This window comes from Shewanella putrefaciens (genome assembly GCF_016406325.1).
GTDB lineage: Bacteria > Pseudomonadota > Gammaproteobacteria > Enterobacterales > Shewanellaceae > Shewanella > Shewanella putrefaciens.
The window spans coordinates 331444-349098 of sequence record NZ_CP066370.1 but is presented as its reverse complement, the minus strand read 5'-3'; the positions used below and the strand labels follow the sequence as shown (position 1 = coordinate 349098).

Sequence of the window (17655 nt, the reverse complement as noted above, 5' to 3'; positions counted from 1 at the left end):
ACAAATCCAATTACGCCTAATACCGTCACTCAGTGACAAGGACCAGAAACCATGACAAGCCCAATCCAAGCCGAAATATTAAGCCGAGTGGCAGAAGTCTTTGATCAACATGTCCCTTTTCATAATCTGCTCGGGCTCGATATTAAACGCTACGATATCGACGGTGTCGAAGTGGTCATCAATATGAAACCAGAACTTATTGGCAATATCCATCAACAGATCCTCCACGGCGGTGTCACAGCTACAGTACTGGATGTGGTCGGCGGACTCACCGCATTTGCAGGACTGGTCGCCAGCCGTGAAGATTGGACGATTGAAGAATTACAACAACGCCTCCAAACTTTAGGGACGATTGATATGCGCGTCGATTATCTGCGGCCGGGACGCGGTCTCACCTTCACGGGTACGGGCAGCGTCATTCGTGCGGGTAATCGAGTTTCAGTATGCCGCATGGAACTGCATAATGAGCAAGGTACGCATATCGCTTTTGGAACAGGGACTTATATGGTTGGTTAGGAGATTAACTCTAGATGTTTATTGCTGTCTTATGGTTCAAAACGGACTAAGGTAAACATCTTGATGATGACTTTAATCGTCCATTCAATCTCTGGCAGAGATATTCTGTAACGAAAAGAACGCGGCGATGCCCTTGAGTCAGCGGTCAGACACACCTACAATCGCCACCTTGTTGTTCTTCGAAGATGTCTCATGCCAGATCGTGAATACCGCAAAGGGATCCTACTTGCCGTCAGTGCTTACTGTATGTGGGGTTTTGCGCCTTTATATTTCAAATTACTCAACCATGTTTCCGCCACCGAAATTTTGCTTCATCGGGTGATTTGGTCATTCGTATTTATGCTGATCATTATGCAATTTATCGGCGGTTTTTCTCGTTTACGCTTACTGTTTAAACAGCCTAAGCAGCTTATCGTCCTCGTCATTACCTCCATCCTGATCGCGGGAAACTGGCTACTATTTATCTGGGCGGTAAATAACGACCACATGCTCGATGCCAGCCTAGGCTACTTCATCAACCCTCTACTTAACGTCTTGCTCGGTATGCTATTTCTAGGTGAGAGGCTGCGTAAATTACAATGGTTCGCGGTCGCACTCGCCAGTGCTGGCGTATTGATCCAGTTAATCTCTTTTGGCTCAATTCCCATCGTCTCACTGGCACTCGCTGGCACTTTTGGCTTTTATGCACTGCTGCGAAAAAAGGTCAATGTAGATGCCAAAGCAGGCTTATTAGTCGAAACCGCAGTGCTATTACCGGTTGCACTGGTTTATCTCGTCGCAACCTTAGACACGGCCACGGCGAGCATGCTGACTAACGATTGGCAATTAAATCTGATGTTAATGGCGGCTGGGATAGTCACCACGATTCCTTTGCTCTGTTTTGCAGGGGCAGCGGTACGTATTCCATTGTCTATGCTCGGCTTTTTCCAATATATAGGCCCGAGTATTATGTTTATCCTCGCGGTGAGTCTGTTCAATGAGCCCTTCGATGCCGAAAAAGGCGTGACCTTCGGTTTTATCTGGAGCGCGCTGTTAGTCTTCACCTTAGATATGGCCTATAAACGCAAACCAGCGTAAACATTATCACGCCAATAAACACAGTGGCAGAAGTGATGACTGATGATTACTTCTGTAACTGTGCTAAAAACTCACTCCCTTGTGGTACTGTCAGTAATAAACTGTAGCCTTTAGTCGTTGGCACTAACACTAACTGCGATTTATCTGTTATCGCCAAAAATGCTTTAGTCTTCCCCTGTAAGTTAAACCAACCTAATTGAAATCCAGGCATACCTATACCATTCGTTTTAAAGCTCGGTGTTAAATTTGCCTCTTGCTGCAAATCGACTATGCGCGCCTCGGCAGGTAATAAATCCGCGCGGGATAACTGCACTTTATAGAAAGGAACATCCAATGTGAGCTCTGTATCGGTTAACACTAATTCGGCGCTATTGGATTGATAAAAGACCCAAGAAAATCCGCCCATCATCACCAGCAATATGCCTAAACTCGCTGATTTTGCTATTTTAGGCATGTTTTTTAGCCACAACATCAGCAAGATACCTGCGATCCCGAGCAATAAGACGATAAAGCTGAAGATAGAAGTCTGGGTTAAAGGGGCGAGTTCAAAAAATTGAGGGCTCATTGGCAGCATCTCCCGTGCAGTGAAGCCTTAATCTGCCAACAAAGACATATTATGTCAATAAAAATGCCAGCACTAATATCAGTACTAGGCTGGCATTCGTTGAATGTTGAATAACTTAGAGATCGAGTGCAAGAATTTTTGAGCGGCGTTGATAGTTATACAACTGCTTTTTCTTCTGCGGCAATGCATCAACATCTTCAATCACAAAGCCATGTTCTAAAAACCAGTGAATGCTGCGAGTCGTCAATGCAAACAAACGGGAATAACCACGGCTACGAGCCTGGCCAATAATATTCTTCAGCAGTAGGCTACCTCTGTCGGCATCACGATAATCAGGATGTACCACAAGACAAGCAAACTCCCCGGCATTATCCTCTTCAAAAGGGTAAAGCGCGGCACAGCCAATCACTAAGCCATCACGTTCAATCAGCATAAACTGTTCGATTTCAATCTCGAGCTGCTCACGGCTGCGACGCACCAGAATACCTTGCTCTTCCAATGGGCGAATAAGGTTCAATACGCCACCAATATCGGCGATAGAAGCACGGCGTAAACGCTCGGCACTCTCGGTCACTATTTGCGTGCCTATGCCTTCACGGGAAAACAATTCTTGCAATAAGGCGCCATCTTCAAGATAACTCACTAAATGACAACGCGGCACGCCATTACGACAGGCATCAATACTCGCCTTCAAGAAGGCCATAGTGCCCACACAGGCAGAACCTTGCTCGGCCAGCTTGTTCATGATGTTTTGCGCATCATTTGGCATCAACTCGGCAATCACATCGCCATTTCGATCGAGAATACCGTTCTGTGAGCTAAAGCCGATCATCTTGTCTGCTTTGAGCTTAATTGCCACTTGAGTCGCGATTTCCTCGGCGGTGAGATTAAAGCTTTCACCAGTAACCGAAGCCGCAATCGGCCCCATCAATACGATGCAGTGATTATCTAACTGACGTTTTAAGCCTTGCACATCAATACGACGAACTTTGCCACTCAGGCAAAAATCCACACCATTATCCACACCCAGTGGTTGAGCAATCACAAAGTTGCCGCTTACTAAGTTAATTTGCGCACCTTGCATCGGCGTATTACTTAAACTCATGGATAAACGCGCTGTGATATCAAATTGCAGTGCCCCCGCAACTTGCTTAATCACTTTGAGCGAATCTTCATCCGTGATACGCACACCGTCGTGGTAGGCAGGCGCAATACCGTTAGCGGCTAATGCAGCATCAATCTGCGGCCTAGCGCCATATACCAACACCACTTTAATCCCTAAACTGTGCAGCAGGGCGACATCATTTAAGATGGCGCGGAATTGATTTTGAGCCAAAGCTTCACCACCCAGCATGACCACAAAAGTTTTACCTCTGTGAGCATTAACATAGGGGGCAGAATGACGAAATCCATCAACCAGTTCAGTGGTACGCACGCGTTATTTACACCTCATTTTGTGCTGGCAGCATCACGATGACGCGCCAAGAGTGAATCGCTAATTTTCGCGTATGGTATTGCATTTTAATTCACATATAAAGAATTTATTCTCACTAAAATACAGTTTTAATGAATTAAAGTGCTTATAACCGCACTATTTTATATTTTCCGCGAGTATTCACAATTTTTTAACTTCACAGGAGTTGATTCAGCAGCTTAAGTTTGTGAGGAAATAATCTCAACTTGATGACGAACCACTAAAAAAAACCAAAAAAAAAGCCCCTTAAATAAGGGGCTTTTCTCGAAACACTAACCAAGGATTACTTGATTTTAGCTTCTTTGTAGATAACGTGCTGACGAATAACTGGATCAAATTTTTTGATTTCCATTTTTTCAGGCATGTTACGCTTGTTTTTTTCAGTTGTGTAGAAGTGACCAGTCTTAGCGCTTGAAACTAATTTGATCTTCTCACGATTACCTTTAGCTTTAGCCATGATCTATTATACCTTCTCGCCACGGGCACGAAGTTCAGCAACAACAACTTCAATACCTTTCTTATCGATCAGACGGATACCTTTAGTAGATACACGTAACTGTACGAAACGCTTTTCTTCTTCTAACCAAAAACGGTGGTTTTGTAGGTTAGGTAAAAAACGACGACGGGTCGCGTTTTTTGCGTGCGAACGGTTGTTACCAACCATCGGCTTCTTGCCAGTAACTTGGCATACTCTTGACATGTCAATCTTCTCCAAAAACAATTTTAACGCTCGAGCATTAATGTGCCTCGTATGGCCGTCGCCCGAGGCACAAAGAGGGCGCATTTTATACACGATCACAGAGTGAAGATCAAGTGTTAGATTAATTAATCCAGCCTCGTTCCGCAAAAGAAACTATCTCTCGATCACCTACAACCATATGATCCAATAAGGATACATCTATGGTTGATAACGCATTTTTTAATCGCTCAGTTATTCGTCTGTCAGCCTGACTGGGCTCGGCAATACCAGACGGATGATTGTGACACACTATAACGGCAGCTGCCTTTTTTTCAAGCACTAAGCTCACCACTTCACGTGGATACACTGAGGCTGAGTCTATTGTGCCGCGGAATAATTCGACAAACTGAATCACTCTATGCTGGCTATCTAGCAGCAAAATTGCGAACACTTCATAGGAGCGGTCAGTTAATTGTCTCATTAAATAGTCCCGAGTTAAATCGGGATTTGTCAAAACCTGACCTCTTTGTAGATTTTCTTGTGCGACACGCCGCGCTAATTCAGCTGCAGCTTGAAGCTGAGCATATTTTACAGGCCCTACGCCAGGAAGTCGACACACCTGATTTTTAGGGGCGCAAAGTAGATTTCTTAATCCTCCAAACTCACTGATCAACGATCTAGCTAGATCGACAGCGTTAAGACCCGCTAAACCATTACGCAGCAATACGGCCAGTAACTCTGCATCCGATAAATAGGCTGCTCCTTTTTGTAGTAGTTTATCTCTAGGCCCCTCTCCCTCTGGCCAATCTTTGATGCCCATGTGACCTCCTTGTTACCTCACATATTTTCACTTTACTGAGTATGGACGAGATTTTTTGAACTGGGATAGTCACTAAAATTCACCGCGTTGTGGTATCGTTGGAGGCATTATTTCAATCTCGGATGATGTCTGTGAGTCTCACAAATAAAAACGTCCTGCTGGGCATTGGCGGCGGCATTGCCGCCTATAAAAGTGCCGATTTAGTGCGACGCTTAAAAGAGCGTGGTTTTGATGTGCGCGTCGTAATGAGCCAAAGTGCGATGGAATTTATCACGCCTCTCACGCTGCAAGCGTTATCTGGACATCCTGTGGCATCTAGCCTACTGGATCCTGCGGCAGAAGCTGCTATGGGCCATATAGAGCTTGCTCGTTGGGCCGATTTAGTGATTATCGCCCCCGCTACGGCCAACTTACTCGCCCGTATCAATGCAGGCATGGCAGATGAGTTAATTACCACAACCTGCCTAGCTACCGAAGCCCCCATCGCTCTGTGTCCAGCGATGAATCAACAGATGTATCGTAATCTCGCCACTCAAGCGAATTTAACAAGCCTGCAAAGCCGTGGTTATACCCTTTGGGGTCCAGCCAGCGGTAGTCAAGCCTGTGGTGAGGTGGGGCCTGGACGCATGCTCGAACCGCTAGAAATTGCCGAGCTAGCCAGTGATTTTTTTGCAACAAAAGAAGTCTCTGCACAGCCTCTTGCAGGCCAGTCGGTGCTGATCACCGCCGGGCCAACCCGTGAAGCGATAGATCCCGTCAGATATATTTCCAATCACAGTTCTGGGAAAATGGGCTTTGCGCTCGCCAAAGCCGCAGCGGATATGGGCGCAGCCGTCACCTTAATCTCAGGTCCAGTGAACCTAAGTACCCCTGAAGGCGTAGCACGCATCGATGTTGAATCTGCGCAAAATATGCTCGACGCTGTTATGGATAATGTTGATAAGAAAAATATTTTTATTGGCTGCGCCGCCGTTGCAGACTACCGCATTAGCGATATTGCTACTTGTAAGATCAAAAAATCGGCAGAAAAAATGCAACTTGCGCTAGAAAGGAATCCTGATATCTTAGCCACGGTTGCGAGCTTGCCCAACCGTCCTTTTGTGGTGGGATTTGCCGCCGAAACCCATGATGTTGAAACCTACGCCCGCGATAAACTCAAACGTAAAAACTTGGATATGATCGCCGCTAATGACGTTTCAGTTACTGGCCAAGGCTTCAATGCCGATACCAATGCCCTGCGTGTATTCTGGCCGCTCGGCAGTCAAGATTTGCCTGCGACCGACAAACTCACGCTAGCACGGCAATTACTTTCGTTGATAGTGAAAGAAAAAATAAATACATGAAAACACCGATTGAATTAAAAATTCTCGACTCTCGAATCGGCTCAGAATTTCCTTTACCTGCTTACGCCACACTAGGTAGTGCAGGTATGGATCTTCGTGCCATGATAGATACCACAATGACGATAGCCCCCGGTGAAACCCAGCTTATCCCCACTGGCATTGCCATCCATGTGGCCGACCCAGGATTAGCCGCTGTGATTTTACCGCGCTCAGGTCTAGGTCATAAACACGGTATTGTACTTGGAAATTTAGTTGGACTTATCGATTCCGACTACCAAGGGCCATTGATGGTATCTTGTTGGAATAGAAGCAATAGTCCATTCACTTTAGACATTGGCGACCGTCTCGCACAACTGGTATTTGTCCCTGTGGTGCAAGCACAATTCAAACTCGTTGATGAGTTCGACAGCTCAGACCGTGGTGAAGGTGGATTTGGCCATTCAGGCACGAAATAACTACCAGTCGTTATTGAGCGAAGGATACTGCAATGGCTGTAAGCCCAAAAATTAATCGTCGTGAGCATATCTTGCAATGCTTAGCACAAATGCTAGAAACCAGTCCTGGGCAAAGGATCACTACGGCAAAACTAGCCTCAGAAGTGGGGGTTTCGGAAGCCGCACTTTATCGTCACTTCCCTAGTAAAGCGCGAATGTTTGAAGGGCTCATTGAGTTTATCGAAGAGTCACTGCTCTCACGCATCAACATCATCATGGATGATGAGAAAGATACCATGAAGCGCTGCCAGCTCATGCTACAACTGCTACTGATTTTTGCTGAACGTAATCCAGGGATCTCTCGAGTACTCAATGGTGATGCACTGTTAGGTGAAAATGAACGTCTGCGAAGTCGTATTAGTAGTTTATTTGCAAAAATTGAAACCCAGTTAAAGCAAATTTTACGGGAAAAGACACTTCGGGAAGGTAGAGGCTTTAACTTAGATGAAGCCATATTAGCCAATTTACTGTTGGCCTTTGCCGAAGGTAGAATTGCGCAATTTGTGCGAAGTGAATTCAAACTCAAACCGACCACCCACTTCGATGAACAGTGGCGTTTTATTCAACATCAACTACTCCAAAGCTAATGATTTTTCAGTATAAAGGGCGGTAATACCGTCCTTTATTTTTTAGCGTTCCCTCCTTGTCTGACTAGCACTTTTGTTTTATCCTCAAAAACATTTAAAAAACAAAACAACCACAATTACATTACAGGGATGTCTAATGAAACTCGTCCAATTAGCAACTTTGACTGCGCTTTGCTTACCAATGCTGCCAATCTCTACATTTGCTTCAGATACTGCAAACCCTAACGCCTTGTCACAGGCTCAGTTGTTTAGTAAAGGTAGTGAATACTCAAACGTAAAGATATCTCCAACAGGCAAATACTTAAGTGCTATTACCAGTGTTGATGGCAAAAAAGTACTCCTTGTATTAGATGCACAAACTAAAAAACTCCTTAATGCCATACGCTTCCCGAGCAATGCCCAAGTAGGTGATTACGAATGGGCAAATAGCGAACGAGTCGTTCTGGCAAAAGAGTATCTGAAGGGTTGGATTGAGGCTCCACAATACTATGGCGAATTAATGGCTGTTAATGCTGATGGCTCACGTCCCACATACCTGTTCGGTTTCAATAGTGGCGAACAACAAACAGGTTCAAACATTAAGAAAAATACTGCAATTAATGCAACAGCATTTATCCTCGATCCTCTGCCAGATGATGAGCGCTATATGTTGGTCAACGCCATTCCATGGAACAACGAAAGCACCCTTAACATTGAATTATCACAAGATGTATATCGAGTAGATTTATACTCAGGAGTTCGCAAACGTGTTCTAGGTTCGCCTATAGGTCAAGCGCGTTTTATGACAGACCATGAAGGTGAAGTCCGTTTTGTCGCAGGAGAAGACGGTAAAAACATCACAAAAGTATTTTACCGTCAAAATGGCGAGTGGGTGAACACTGATAAACTCAATCTTGGTCTAACTGATTTCAGCCCAATCTCCTTCGCCGATAACAAAAATACGATTTATGCCGCGGGACGAACACAAGGTGAAACATTAGGCGTATACAAAATTAATCTCGAAACAGGTGATAAAAAAGAGATTATTCAGGATGAAAATGTCGATCCCAGCAACTTTTGGATTAACGGTACCAATAAACAGCTCTATGCCGTTGAATTTGAAAATGGCTATCCTAGCTATGCCTTCGTCGATAGTGAAGATTCCCATGCAAAATTACTAAAAGATCTCATAGGCGTACTACCAGGCTATCAAGTGCGGATTGTCAGTGAAACCCGTGATGCGGAAAAGCTAGTTGTGCTTGCATTTAATGATCGCAACCCTGGCGATTACTATGTGTTTGATACCAAAAAGCTTAAACTTGAATACCTTGCTGCAGCTAAAAAATGGCTAGACCCAGAGCAAATGGCTGAAGTTAAACCCATTAATTTTACGAGTCGCGACGGTAAAACACTCCATGGTTATTTAACACTCCCCTTTGGTAAAGAAGCTAAAAATCTGCCTCTAGTAGTCAATCCTCACGGTGGCCCACATGGTGTCCGTGATTGGTGGGGGTTTGATTCACAAAACCAATATTTGGCAAGCCAAGGTATTGCAGTTTTACAGGTCAACTTTCGAGGATCTGGTGGCTATGGTGATCAATTTGAACGTGCTGGCTACCAAAAATGGGGTTCCGACATCCAACATGACATTATAGATGCAACTCAATATGTCATTGACCAAGGTGTTGCCGATAAAGAACGCATCTGTATCGCTGGTGGTAGCTTCGGTGGTTACAGCGCCCTACAAAGTGCAGTGCTTGCACCGGATATGTTTAAATGCGCCATAGGTATGGCAGGAGTATACAATCTCGAGTTGATGTTTAATAAAGGTGACGTCGCTCGCAGAAGTGCAGGAACAAGCTATCTTAAGGAAGTGTTAGGTCAAGATAAAGCGGTACTCAAAGCAATGTCTCCCTCTGAAAACGTCGATAAACTCAAAGCAAACATACTATTGGTACATGGTGGTGAAGATGAGCGAGCGCCAATTGAGCAACTCGAATCCCTCGAGAAAGCTTTAAAAGCTCACAAGTATCCTTACCAAAAACTGGTGATGGATAACGAAGGCCACGGTTTTTATAACGATGAGCATAGGGCTAAATACTATGAACAAATGCTCAGCTTCCTAAGTACCAACCTAAAACTTTAGAATTTACTAAAATTTATCGATACAACAAGTCTAAATACCACTGACAGTATCTGATTTAAAGCCGATAGCGATTAGAACTATCGGCTTTTTCATCGGTGCGGTGAATGATTTTCGGTATGAATTATCTGCAATTCGCGTTATCCTCCTCCCCCTTGTTCTTGCCCCACAAGAATAACCCAATTTGTATCCTAGGCTGGATGATCGATGCCAGTATAGGTTTTCAATGATAGCCGCTACAACGTAGTGGAGGATAAGATGGCATTAAGTGAAGCAGCAGTAAAAGTACAAGCCGCGTTATTAGAACGTGGACTTGAAACCCCCATGCTCCCCAGCGTTTACAGCAGTGAAGAACGTAAAGACAAGATTGAACATCATATGAAGGAGATACTGACATTAATGTCATTGGATCTGTCAGACGATAGCCTTGCCGATACGCCACGCCGCATTGCTAAAATGTACGTCGATGAAATATTCTCAGGCTTAGACTATGAAAATTTCCCTAAGATCACAGTTATCGACAATAAAATGGGCTTCGATGAAATGGTGCGAGTGCAAGATATTAGCCTCACCAGCACCTGCGAACATCATTTAGTGACGATCGATGGCACTGCCACCATAGCTTATCTGCCACGCAAAAAAATCATAGGTTTATCAAAGATTAATCGTATTGTGCGTTTTTTTGCCCAACGTCCACAGGTGCAAGAGCGTTTAACTCAACAAGTGTTAGTCGCGCTACAAACCTTGCTCGAAACTAAAGATGTTGCGGTAAAAATGGATGCAGTGCATTACTGCGTAAAGTCCCGCGGCGTAATGGACTCCACCAGTTCGACCACTACCACAGCGCTGGGCGGTATTTTTAAATCTAACCCCGCGACTCGCGCCGAGTTTTTGCATCAATAAGACATAGAGGGCCTAGGTTCTAGATTCTAGAGCCTAGACTCTCGAGCCTAGGTTCCTCTTAAATCCCGTATTGCTCGCGGTACTGGCTCACGGCAGCAAGCTGCACTTCCATCCCTGGTTTTTCAGACAGATAGCTGATCAGATCGGCGAGTTTAATAATCGCCACAATACCGCAACCAAAATCGCGCTCAACCTCTTGGATGGCCGATAATTCGCCCTTGCCTTTCTCTTGCCTGTCTAAGGCAATCAACACGCCGGCTAATTGCGCTTTATGGGCTTCGATGATTTCCATCGACTCACGAATCGCAGTACCCGCAGTAATCACATCGTCCACCAGCATCACACGGCCTTTTAGCTCGCTACCGACTAAGCTGCCACCTTCGCCGTGATCTTTCTTTTCTTTGCGATTAAAGCAGTAAGGGATGTCGATATCGTGATGCTCACACAAGGCAACCGCCGTAGTCGTCGCAATCGGAATGCCTTTGTAAGCGGGACCAAACAGCAAGTCATAATCAATGCCAGAATCCACTAACGCAGCGGCATAAAAACGGCCAAGACGCGCTAAATCTCGGCCGGTATTGAACAAACCTGCATTGAAGAAATAAGGACTGATACGGCCCGATTTAAGGGTAAACTCGCCGAATCGCAGTACCTGACGCTCTAAGGCAAATTCAATAAACTCACGTTGATAGGCTTTCACAATCTCTCCTTACGACTTTGTATGTAACTAGTTTTTATTAGGAAATATTTTATAAAATTTTATTAGGTACAGGGTTGGATCACGCTAGCCTCTTGTTACAGACAAAAAGCGACAGCTAATAAAAAGCCCCGCACTTTATCAATGTCGGGGCTTTTTATCAGTACACATTAGTTTAAAGCGGCTTTTTGCACATCGACGATTTCACGGATACTGTTCTTCGCCAATCCAAGTAGCTCAATCAACTCTTCGTGAGTAAACGGCTCACCTTCAGCTGTACCTTGGATTTCAATAATTTTACCCGTTTCTGTCATCACCACATTCATATCAGTTTCAGCGGCGCTGTCTTCGATATATTCGAGATCGCTTATCGCTTCACCCTTGTAAATACCTACGCTAACGGCAGCGATAAGGAATTTCAAAGGGTTAGATTTAATGATCCCTTTACCTCGTGCCCAGTTCAATGCATCCACTAAGGCCACACAGGCGCCAGTGATTGACGCAGTACGCGTGCCACCATCAGCTTGGATCACATCACAATCGATAACGATAGTGTTTTCGCCTAGGGCTTTCATATCCACGCATGCGCGCAGCGCACGACCGATAAGACGTTGAATTTCTTGTGTACGACCAGATTGCTTACCGCGAGCGGCTTCACGGTCCATACGGCTATGGGTCGAACGTGGCAACATGCCGTATTCCGCAGTCACCCAGCCTTGACCCTGACCTTTAAGGAAACGTGGCACACCTTCAGTAAAACTGGCGGTACAAAGCACTTTCGTTTCGCCAAATTCCACTAACACAGAACCTTCGGCATGGGCCGTAAACTGGCGAGTGATAGTGATGGGACGAGTTTGTGCTGGCGTTCTGTTACTTGGACGCATGCGAGATTCCTGTATTCTGAGTCATTGACCGATTTTGGCTGCATATTATAGGGGCTTGTGCCTTAGGATGCCATGCTTAGGGTGATTCTCTGGCAAACTCATCACACTCAATCGCCTAATCCGTGTCCTTATACCCAAACAACCTGAAGATGCAGAATTCAGCGGGAGTTTAACGCACTTTAGGCAAGGCCATTTATTGCTCCTGCATAAATGGCATTCACGCCATCCATGGCGATTGCGGTTATTTGCGGACCTAGTGGACTAAGTTAAAAATAACCAACGCAGCATAAAGTGCGTTACCCCGTGGTTAACATCAGCCGCCGGGACGGAACGCCTAGGGCACTTCACTTCCGTGTTGCATCAATTCAAAAGGTAGCCGACATTCTGTCATTGCTGCGCCTTGAATTGAAGCACCCTAGGCGCTCTGAAACTCGTATCTTCAGGTAGCTTGGGTATATTTACTGTATGCCTTTAATCCTACAGCCATTGACTCTATAATCGCCAATCATTATGACGATTACACCATTAGGACAACCCATGATCCAAAGCATGACAGCCTACGCTCGCATCGAGCACAAAGCACAATGGGGCACTGCCTCCCGGGAAATTCGCTCAGTCAATCAACGTTATCTCGAAACCTATCTACGTTTACCCGAGCAATTTCGCAGCTTTGAACCCGTACTTCGCGACCGCCTACGCAAACGCTTAAGCCGTGGTAAAGTGGAAGTGAATCTGCGCTATGAACTTGCCGACAACAGCAATAACGAACTGCAATTAAATCAAGCACTGGCAAAACAGCTATTAGATGCTGCCACTTGGCTCAAGCAAGAAGCGGGACAAGGCGATGTCAATCTGACCGACATCCTACGTTGGCCAGGCGTGCTAGCAAGCGGTGAACAAGATATGGATGCAATCGGTGCAGACTTAATGACAGCCTTCGATTCTGCCATAGATCAATTTATCGAAGCCCGCGGTCGTGAAGGCGAAGCCATCAAAGACATGCTGTTAAGCCGTTTAGATGGCGTGAGCGAGCAAATCGCTGTGGTACGCGAGCACATGCCAACGGTTATGCAGTATCAACGCGAAAAGCTCACCAACCGCCTTGCTGAAATCAAAGGTGAACTCGACCCAGCCCGTATCGAGCAAGAAATGGTGCTACTGGCTCAGAAACAAGATGTCGCCGAAGAAATGGACAGGCTCGAAGCCCACGTCGTCGAAGCTCGCCGCATCCTAAAAAAAGGCGGTAGCGAAGGTCGCCGTCTCGATTTTATGATGCAGGAATTTAACCGCGAATCGAATACCCTCGCCTCTAAATCCATCAGCACTGAAATCACCTCAGCCGCAGTGGAGCTTAAGGTCCTTATCGAGCAAATGAGAGAGCAGATCCAGAACGTGGAATGATGCTTCCGACTCATTACTAAAGCTTTAAAAAAGCAATAAATTGATTGGATTAATCTTTTGTATTTGAGATTGTTTGCTATTTTCTATGAAAAAGTGGGACTAAAGTGGTGACCAAAACTACTTAGCCCCACTCAATACAGTGCCCCAAATTCCGCTCAGTCATTGTTTTAATGAATTCGCCCACTAAAACGAGACTAACTTAGCGACTAAATCAATAAAAAGGCTAAATACCAAAGATTAACTAAATGTATTTTAAGCAAGAATTAAAAAATACAAGATTCAAATCTATGATTGTAGATACACCTTACCAATCGATTACTATAACGCTACTCATTTTCCCAAATAGACAGAGGCTGGATAGAGCACCATTGCCAGAATTTTTGTTCGGCTAAATCACTGGCCTCTAAAGGAATTCGTCCTTCAAACAGGCGCCAATTATCCTCGGAAAATTTCAATGCATACTGATAAAGGTGTCCCTTAGCATCTTCAAAATCGGATGCATCCTTGCCAAAGGCACTACCATCACGCATCAACTCCCAAGGGATACCTAACTTCTTCTTATGGTTTCTGAAAAAAGCTTCGGTAAACACACTGGCGGAGCCTCCGACCTCTTTACAGTTATTCCATCGCTGACAACGATAGTAAAGCTGGTAACCTTCGGCAGAACCATCTTCAGCTTCCAATGCAACATATGGACATGGGCGTTCCCAAGCCTTTTCTATACTGGCCTCTGCGACGCCTTTACGAGCCAGATCAACCTCATGGGGCTTAGGAATGGCCATTTCCAATAGCAAGTCATAGCCGGATTTTTCCTCAGCGATGGAAATAGAGGCGACGCTGAGCAACGAGACACAAAGTAAAAGATTCATGCTAAAAGGAAATGAGCGAAATGACATCTTTACAGTGCTTAGTTTAAAGAAGTTATTGTGTGGATTAGCCAAAAAAAGGATAAGGCCATCACCTGATAGCCTTTGCCCCATGTGCCGTTGTTATTAACGAATACTCGTCTTCGAAGCGGTTTAATAATTTTACGCTTAAACATAGTTTCACTCCTTGAATCATAAAAAGAATTCCATGGTTATTACTAAAACAATGTAACGATGATTAAATCACTCAGAAAGATAAAAATAAATTAAGCTATAAACTCTAAAAAAGTAATTATTTAGTATGACGACATTAGTTGAATTCGTCCCTTTAGATTGTTTTTGCGATAGATATTTTGGAGATGCATTTTCACTGTGTTAAGTGAAACATTCAATGCTTTGGCAATCTATTGCTGATAAATGTGAGACTAAAGAACTATTTCTGACAACTTGCCCATGAAATCCAGCTCTTAGCAATGTAATTTCTATTTGAGTATCGTGATGATTGACGACAGCGACATAAACTGTTGATTTTTCATGTCGCAATACCAATGCGGGAGATGTTTTTTGTGTCCAGTCGACAAAAATAACTCGATTAATATATTGTTGTTCATTGTTTGATAGTGCCTTTCGTAAACACAATCCATTCGTAAAATAAATTTTTCTCAACTCTGGTAACAAGTCAAAACCTTCTCCCTCCAGACGAATACCATTTCGTATATTCATATTCATACGTACATTCTCATATATCCATATATATCACTCGGGAAAAACATTACTCTAGTTAAACAAACTCTGAGTATGACATTTCAATTTTTTTATTGTACGATCCTTCGCCTAATTAATAAGCTAAAGTAAAACCTCCCCACTGAAAAGGATTTTTTATGGGACAAAATACATTATTGAGTGCTGTACTATTAACCACCACTGCCTTTGGTGCCAATGCAGAACAGTTGTTCACTCCTTTCTCGGATGCTAAATCTCCTGAAGAAAAACGCATCCACTTTACGCCCTTTGATATTATCACCGCAGTAAATGACAATAAGTTGACTCTTTTGACTGTCTCTGGACAGTTAACTCGGCAAAGCGTTGAACTACCTGAAAGTTATAGCCCTGAGCATGTGATCAATAATTATTTGGCTCAGATGAAAAAGCTCAATGCTGAGGTTTTATTTAATTGCAAGGCTGCATCCTGCGGAGATGGCCAAGCAATGCAGAGTCAACTAAAGCCACTTAGAGAAGTGAATGCCGACTATCACAGTGCTTACGTGGCAGCAAAAATGAAAGGTACAAGTGGTGATGTTTACAGCAGCATCTATGCCGTTAATCGTGAGGGCAGGTACACCTACATACAGGTCGATATTCTTGAGGTAATCCCAGAGCCGCTTGATCTGATTCAGGCAAACAACAGCTTTTTGCAACAGGCGCCAAAGGAGATTGAGATTAAAGACAAACGGAGTGAGGATGCACAAGGATCGGCTGATCATCCTTTGCTGGGTCGCATGCCCGGCAGTTATATCGCTCACTACAAACAAATCAATTTTACGCAGGTGCCTGTGATTGTGGGAATGGCCGGAAGCGATTACCAAACCAAGCCACTAGCAGCCAAGCTCACCCAAATCAGTTATCGCATGCCAGAGAGCTATTCTCTATTTGAAATCAACAGCAATTATGCCGCTGCGGCACAAAAACTGGCCGCAGAACGAATATTCCATTGTAAAGGTACCGTCTGTGGTGACGATGACAGCCTGATAAAAGCCATGGGCTTATTTAAAGATGATCAAGATGATGAGGGGCAAGAGTACCAGCTGTTTCAACTCAGCCATCCGCAGGGCGATGTATATTTCGATATCTATTCACAGGGATATTCCAATGGTACACCGACTGACACTACTGTTAGAGTAATGGAACTCTCGGCACTGAAGGATGATCGGGTGGCGATTAATCTCGATGCGCTAACCGATGCTATCTCGCAAACAGGTAAGGCGACGTTGGAGGGCTTGCTGTTCGATTACGACAGTGAGCGCATGCTGCCCGAGTCCAAGCCAATATTAGAGGTGCTAGCAACTTATCTTAAGCAAAATCCTGCTCTGAGTTTTTATGTGGTCGGTCATACCGATGATAAGGGCGAGCGGAGTTACAATCAAAGCCTGTCAGAACGCCGTGCTGCTGCCGTGATTAAACAACTGAATGAAGCGTTTAACATTCCATCCGTCCAATTAACAGCCCATGGCAACGGTGAATACAGCCCAGTCGCGAGTAATGCTAACGACACGGGGCAGCGTTTGAATCGCCGAGTCGAGCTGGTGCTTAGATCTGACAAAAAATAGTCAATAACTTGAACTAGTGTAAGCAAAGTTGAGCTAATGGCTCTCCCCGTGATCGGAGCTTTCGAATAAGAGAAACTCCATCACTCAGGAGAGTAAGGCGGCTGCTATAGCAGATCTCAGATAGCAAGTGGCTGGGGAGAAATTAATGACGTAGGGCTATCTCCCATTTCAAGTGCTGTCTTTTGGATTAGTGGCGTATGGAAAACCGGATCCTGTGCCACTTCTTTTATGCCGTTAATACAAAATTGCATTCCCATACACACCAATAGAAACCCCATAATCCGCGTCATAGCATCAATACCCGTAGCACCGAGGATTTTACAAACGGGATCTGCCAGCTTAAGTACGCCCCAACTGATCAGGCTCATCAAAGCAAAAGCCGTCACCATAGCGCTATAAATCGTAAAACGGCTGTATTCATCGGGCAGCTCAGCAATTTGGGCTGCACCACTAATCACCAACGCCATAGTGCCAGGCCCACACATACTTGGCATCGTCAGCGGCACAAAAGCAATACTTTCATTAATATCGACATTATTAGCCTGTGCTGGCGTAGGAAATAGCATTCTAAAACCAATAAAGCCGATAATCAGCCCACCCGCTAATCGCAAACCAGGGATTGAAATACCAAATAGCTCTAAGATTGAAGAGCCAATAAAAAAGCAAACACAAAGAGTGCAAAATAGGTAGATAGCAGCCAAGTTAACCTGATGCCGAACATGTTCGCGAGACATCCCCTTACTCAGCCCCAAAAGTAGAGTGGCCGTAGTAGGCGGATTAACCATCGGTAATAATGCTAATAAAGCAAGAACCACGACTTGGAAATACATCCTGCACCTCGTATGAGAAATGATAAATAAAACTTATCTAACCAAGACTAATTTTATGTGTAACAGATGA

General features: G+C 44.6%; 20 protein-coding genes. 9 read left to right on the top strand and 11 right to left on the bottom strand.

Annotated features, from left to right (window positions below; all coding sequences use genetic code 11):
- Positions 1-51: 51 nt before the first annotated feature.
- Entirely contained in the window at positions 52-516 is a 465-nt protein-coding gene (locus tag JEZ96_RS01675; protein WP_014609675.1) for a thioesterase family protein, read from the top strand.
- Between the two features lie 192 nt (positions 517-708).
- Positions 709-1593 (top strand): EamA family transporter RarD, encoded by an 885-nt coding sequence (rarD, locus tag JEZ96_RS01670; protein WP_011787764.1) that lies wholly within the window; start codon positions 709-711, stop codon positions 1591-1593.
- 46 nt (positions 1594-1639) lie between these two features.
- On the opposite strand, the gene JEZ96_RS01665 is transcribed toward rarD, so the two are convergent.
- The 5 genes from JEZ96_RS01665 to radC form a co-directional block, all read right to left on the bottom strand.
- Positions 1640-2158 carry a PH domain-containing protein gene (locus JEZ96_RS01665; protein ID WP_025008053.1) on the bottom strand — a complete coding sequence of 173 codons (519 nt, stop codon included), beginning with the start codon at positions 2156-2158 and terminating at the stop codon, positions 1640-1642.
- Between the two features lie 115 nt (positions 2159-2273).
- The gene (gene argA / locus JEZ96_RS01660; RefSeq protein WP_025008052.1) at positions 2274-3593 is read right to left on the bottom strand and encodes an amino-acid N-acetyltransferase; all 1320 of its coding nucleotides are present in this window, start codon (positions 3591-3593) and stop codon (positions 2274-2276) included.
- A 322-nt stretch (positions 3594-3915) separates the two neighbouring features.
- The gene (rpmG, locus tag JEZ96_RS01655) at positions 3916-4089 is read right to left on the bottom strand and encodes a 50S ribosomal protein L33 (protein ID WP_007651290.1); all 174 of its coding nucleotides are present in this window, start codon (positions 4087-4089) and stop codon (positions 3916-3918) included.
- A gap of 6 nt (positions 4090-4095) precedes the next feature.
- Positions 4096-4332: a 50S ribosomal protein L28 gene (gene rpmB / locus JEZ96_RS01650; protein WP_006079870.1), complete on the bottom strand. Its 237-nt coding sequence runs from the start codon at positions 4330-4332 to the stop codon at positions 4096-4098.
- Between the two features lie 121 nt (positions 4333-4453).
- Positions 4454-5131, bottom strand: coding sequence for a RadC family protein (radC, locus tag JEZ96_RS01645; protein ID WP_025008051.1), 678 nt, complete (start codon positions 5129-5131; stop codon positions 4454-4456).
- Positions 5132-5253: 122 nt separating this feature from the next.
- Between radC and coaBC the strand changes: the two genes are divergently transcribed.
- The 5 genes from coaBC (at position 5254) to folE (ending at position 10580) form a co-directional block, all read left to right on the top strand.
- Positions 5254-6474 carry a bifunctional phosphopantothenoylcysteine decarboxylase/phosphopantothenate--cysteine ligase CoaBC gene (gene coaBC / locus JEZ96_RS01640; protein ID WP_041411886.1) on the top strand — a complete coding sequence of 407 codons (1221 nt, stop codon included), beginning with the start codon at positions 5254-5256 and terminating at the stop codon, positions 6472-6474.
- Positions 6471-6929: a dUTP diphosphatase gene (gene dut / locus JEZ96_RS01635; RefSeq protein WP_011787732.1), complete on the top strand. Its 459-nt coding sequence runs from the start codon at positions 6471-6473 to the stop codon at positions 6927-6929. Before coaBC ends, dut begins: the two co-directional genes overlap by 4 nt.
- Positions 6930-6961: 32 nt before the next feature.
- Positions 6962-7555: a nucleoid occlusion factor SlmA gene (gene slmA, locus JEZ96_RS01630; RefSeq protein WP_011787731.1), complete on the top strand. Its 594-nt coding sequence runs from the start codon at positions 6962-6964 to the stop codon at positions 7553-7555.
- 136 nt (positions 7556-7691) lie between these two features.
- Complete coding sequence (locus JEZ96_RS01625; RefSeq protein WP_014609672.1) at positions 7692-9680, top strand: alpha/beta hydrolase family protein; 1989 nt, start codon at positions 7692-7694, stop codon at positions 9678-9680.
- 255 nt (positions 9681-9935) lie between these two features.
- Positions 9936-10580 (top strand): GTP cyclohydrolase I FolE, encoded by a 645-nt coding sequence (gene folE / locus JEZ96_RS01620; protein WP_011787730.1) that lies wholly within the window; start codon positions 9936-9938, stop codon positions 10578-10580.
- 58 nt (positions 10581-10638) lie between these two features.
- Here the strand turns inward: folE and pyrE are convergent, their stop codons facing one another.
- Both pyrE and rph read right to left on the bottom strand, forming a co-directional pair.
- Positions 10639-11280, bottom strand: a complete 642-nt coding sequence (gene pyrE / locus JEZ96_RS01615; protein ID WP_006079863.1) for an orotate phosphoribosyltransferase — start codon at positions 11278-11280, stop codon at positions 10639-10641.
- A gap of 167 nt (positions 11281-11447) precedes the next feature.
- Complete coding sequence (rph, locus tag JEZ96_RS01610) at positions 11448-12161, bottom strand: ribonuclease PH (protein ID WP_011787729.1); 714 nt, start codon at positions 12159-12161, stop codon at positions 11448-11450.
- Positions 12162-12698: 537 nt separating this feature from the next.
- Between rph and JEZ96_RS01605 the strand changes: the two genes are divergently transcribed.
- Positions 12699-13562, top strand: a complete 864-nt coding sequence (locus JEZ96_RS01605) for a YicC/YloC family endoribonuclease (RefSeq protein ID WP_128090193.1) — start codon at positions 12699-12701, stop codon at positions 13560-13562.
- Between the two features lie 326 nt (positions 13563-13888).
- On the opposite strand, the gene JEZ96_RS19490 is transcribed toward JEZ96_RS01605, so the two are convergent.
- From JEZ96_RS19490 to JEZ96_RS01590, 3 genes are all read right to left on the bottom strand, one after another.
- Positions 13889-14458 (bottom strand): hypothetical protein, encoded by a 570-nt coding sequence (locus tag JEZ96_RS19490; RefSeq protein WP_229781443.1) that lies wholly within the window; start codon positions 14456-14458, stop codon positions 13889-13891.
- 266 nt (positions 14459-14724) lie between these two features.
- Positions 14725-14793 carry a hypothetical protein gene (locus JEZ96_RS19640; RefSeq protein WP_227498153.1) on the bottom strand — a complete coding sequence of 23 codons (69 nt, stop codon included), beginning with the start codon at positions 14791-14793 and terminating at the stop codon, positions 14725-14727.
- 10 nt (positions 14794-14803) lie between these two features.
- Entirely contained in the window at positions 14804-15157 is a 354-nt protein-coding gene (locus tag JEZ96_RS01590) for a hypothetical protein (RefSeq protein WP_082785945.1), read from the bottom strand.
- Positions 15158-15309: 152 nt separating this feature from the next.
- Between JEZ96_RS01590 and JEZ96_RS01585 the strand changes: the two genes are divergently transcribed.
- Positions 15310-16755: an OmpA family protein gene (locus JEZ96_RS01585; RefSeq protein ID WP_061782960.1), complete on the top strand. Its 1446-nt coding sequence runs from the start codon at positions 15310-15312 to the stop codon at positions 16753-16755.
- Between the two features lie 116 nt (positions 16756-16871).
- On the opposite strand, the gene JEZ96_RS01580 is transcribed toward JEZ96_RS01585, so the two are convergent.
- Positions 16872-17585 carry a MarC family NAAT transporter gene (locus JEZ96_RS01580; RefSeq protein ID WP_011787702.1) on the bottom strand — a complete coding sequence of 238 codons (714 nt, stop codon included), beginning with the start codon at positions 17583-17585 and terminating at the stop codon, positions 16872-16874.
- Between the last annotated feature and the right edge of the window lie 70 nt (positions 17586-17655).

Coding starts and splice junctions, on each gene's coding strand:
- JEZ96_RS01580 (WP_011787702.1), bottom strand. CDS start 17,585: ATGTATTTCCAAGTCGTGGTTCTTGCTTTATTAGCATTATTACCGATG.
- JEZ96_RS01585 (WP_061782960.1), top strand. CDS start 15,310: ATGGGACAAAATACATTATTGAGTGCTGTACTATTAACCACCACTGCC.
- JEZ96_RS19490 (WP_229781443.1), bottom strand. CDS start 14,458: ATGTCATTTCGCTCATTTCCTTTTAGCATGAATCTTTTACTTTGTGTC.
- radC (WP_025008051.1), bottom strand. CDS start 5,131: ATGGGCATCAAAGATTGGCCAGAGGGAGAGGGGCCTAGAGATAAACTA.
- rpmB (WP_006079870.1), bottom strand. CDS start 4,332: ATGTCAAGAGTATGCCAAGTTACTGGCAAGAAGCCGATGGTTGGTAAC.
- JEZ96_RS01665 (WP_025008053.1), bottom strand. CDS start 2,158: ATGAGCCCTCAATTTTTTGAACTCGCCCCTTTAACCCAGACTTCTATC.
- rpmG (WP_007651290.1), bottom strand. CDS start 4,089: ATGGCTAAAGCTAAAGGTAATCGTGAGAAGATCAAATTAGTTTCAAGC.
- JEZ96_RS01625 (WP_014609672.1), top strand. CDS start 7,692: ATGAAACTCGTCCAATTAGCAACTTTGACTGCGCTTTGCTTACCAATG.
- dut (WP_011787732.1), top strand. CDS start 6,471: ATGAAAACACCGATTGAATTAAAAATTCTCGACTCTCGAATCGGCTCA.
- rarD (WP_011787764.1), top strand. CDS start 709: ATGCCAGATCGTGAATACCGCAAAGGGATCCTACTTGCCGTCAGTGCT.
- rph (WP_011787729.1), bottom strand. CDS start 12,161: ATGCGTCCAAGTAACAGAACGCCAGCACAAACTCGTCCCATCACTATC.
- JEZ96_RS01605 (WP_128090193.1), top strand. CDS start 12,699: ATGATCCAAAGCATGACAGCCTACGCTCGCATCGAGCACAAAGCACAA.
- slmA (WP_011787731.1), top strand. CDS start 6,962: ATGGCTGTAAGCCCAAAAATTAATCGTCGTGAGCATATCTTGCAATGC.
- folE (WP_011787730.1), top strand. CDS start 9,936: ATGGCATTAAGTGAAGCAGCAGTAAAAGTACAAGCCGCGTTATTAGAA.
- coaBC (WP_041411886.1), top strand. CDS start 5,254: ATGATGTCTGTGAGTCTCACAAATAAAAACGTCCTGCTGGGCATTGGC.
- JEZ96_RS01675 (WP_014609675.1), top strand. CDS start 52: ATGACAAGCCCAATCCAAGCCGAAATATTAAGCCGAGTGGCAGAAGTC.
- JEZ96_RS01590 (WP_082785945.1), bottom strand. CDS start 15,157: ATGAATATGAATATACGAAATGGTATTCGTCTGGAGGGAGAAGGTTTT.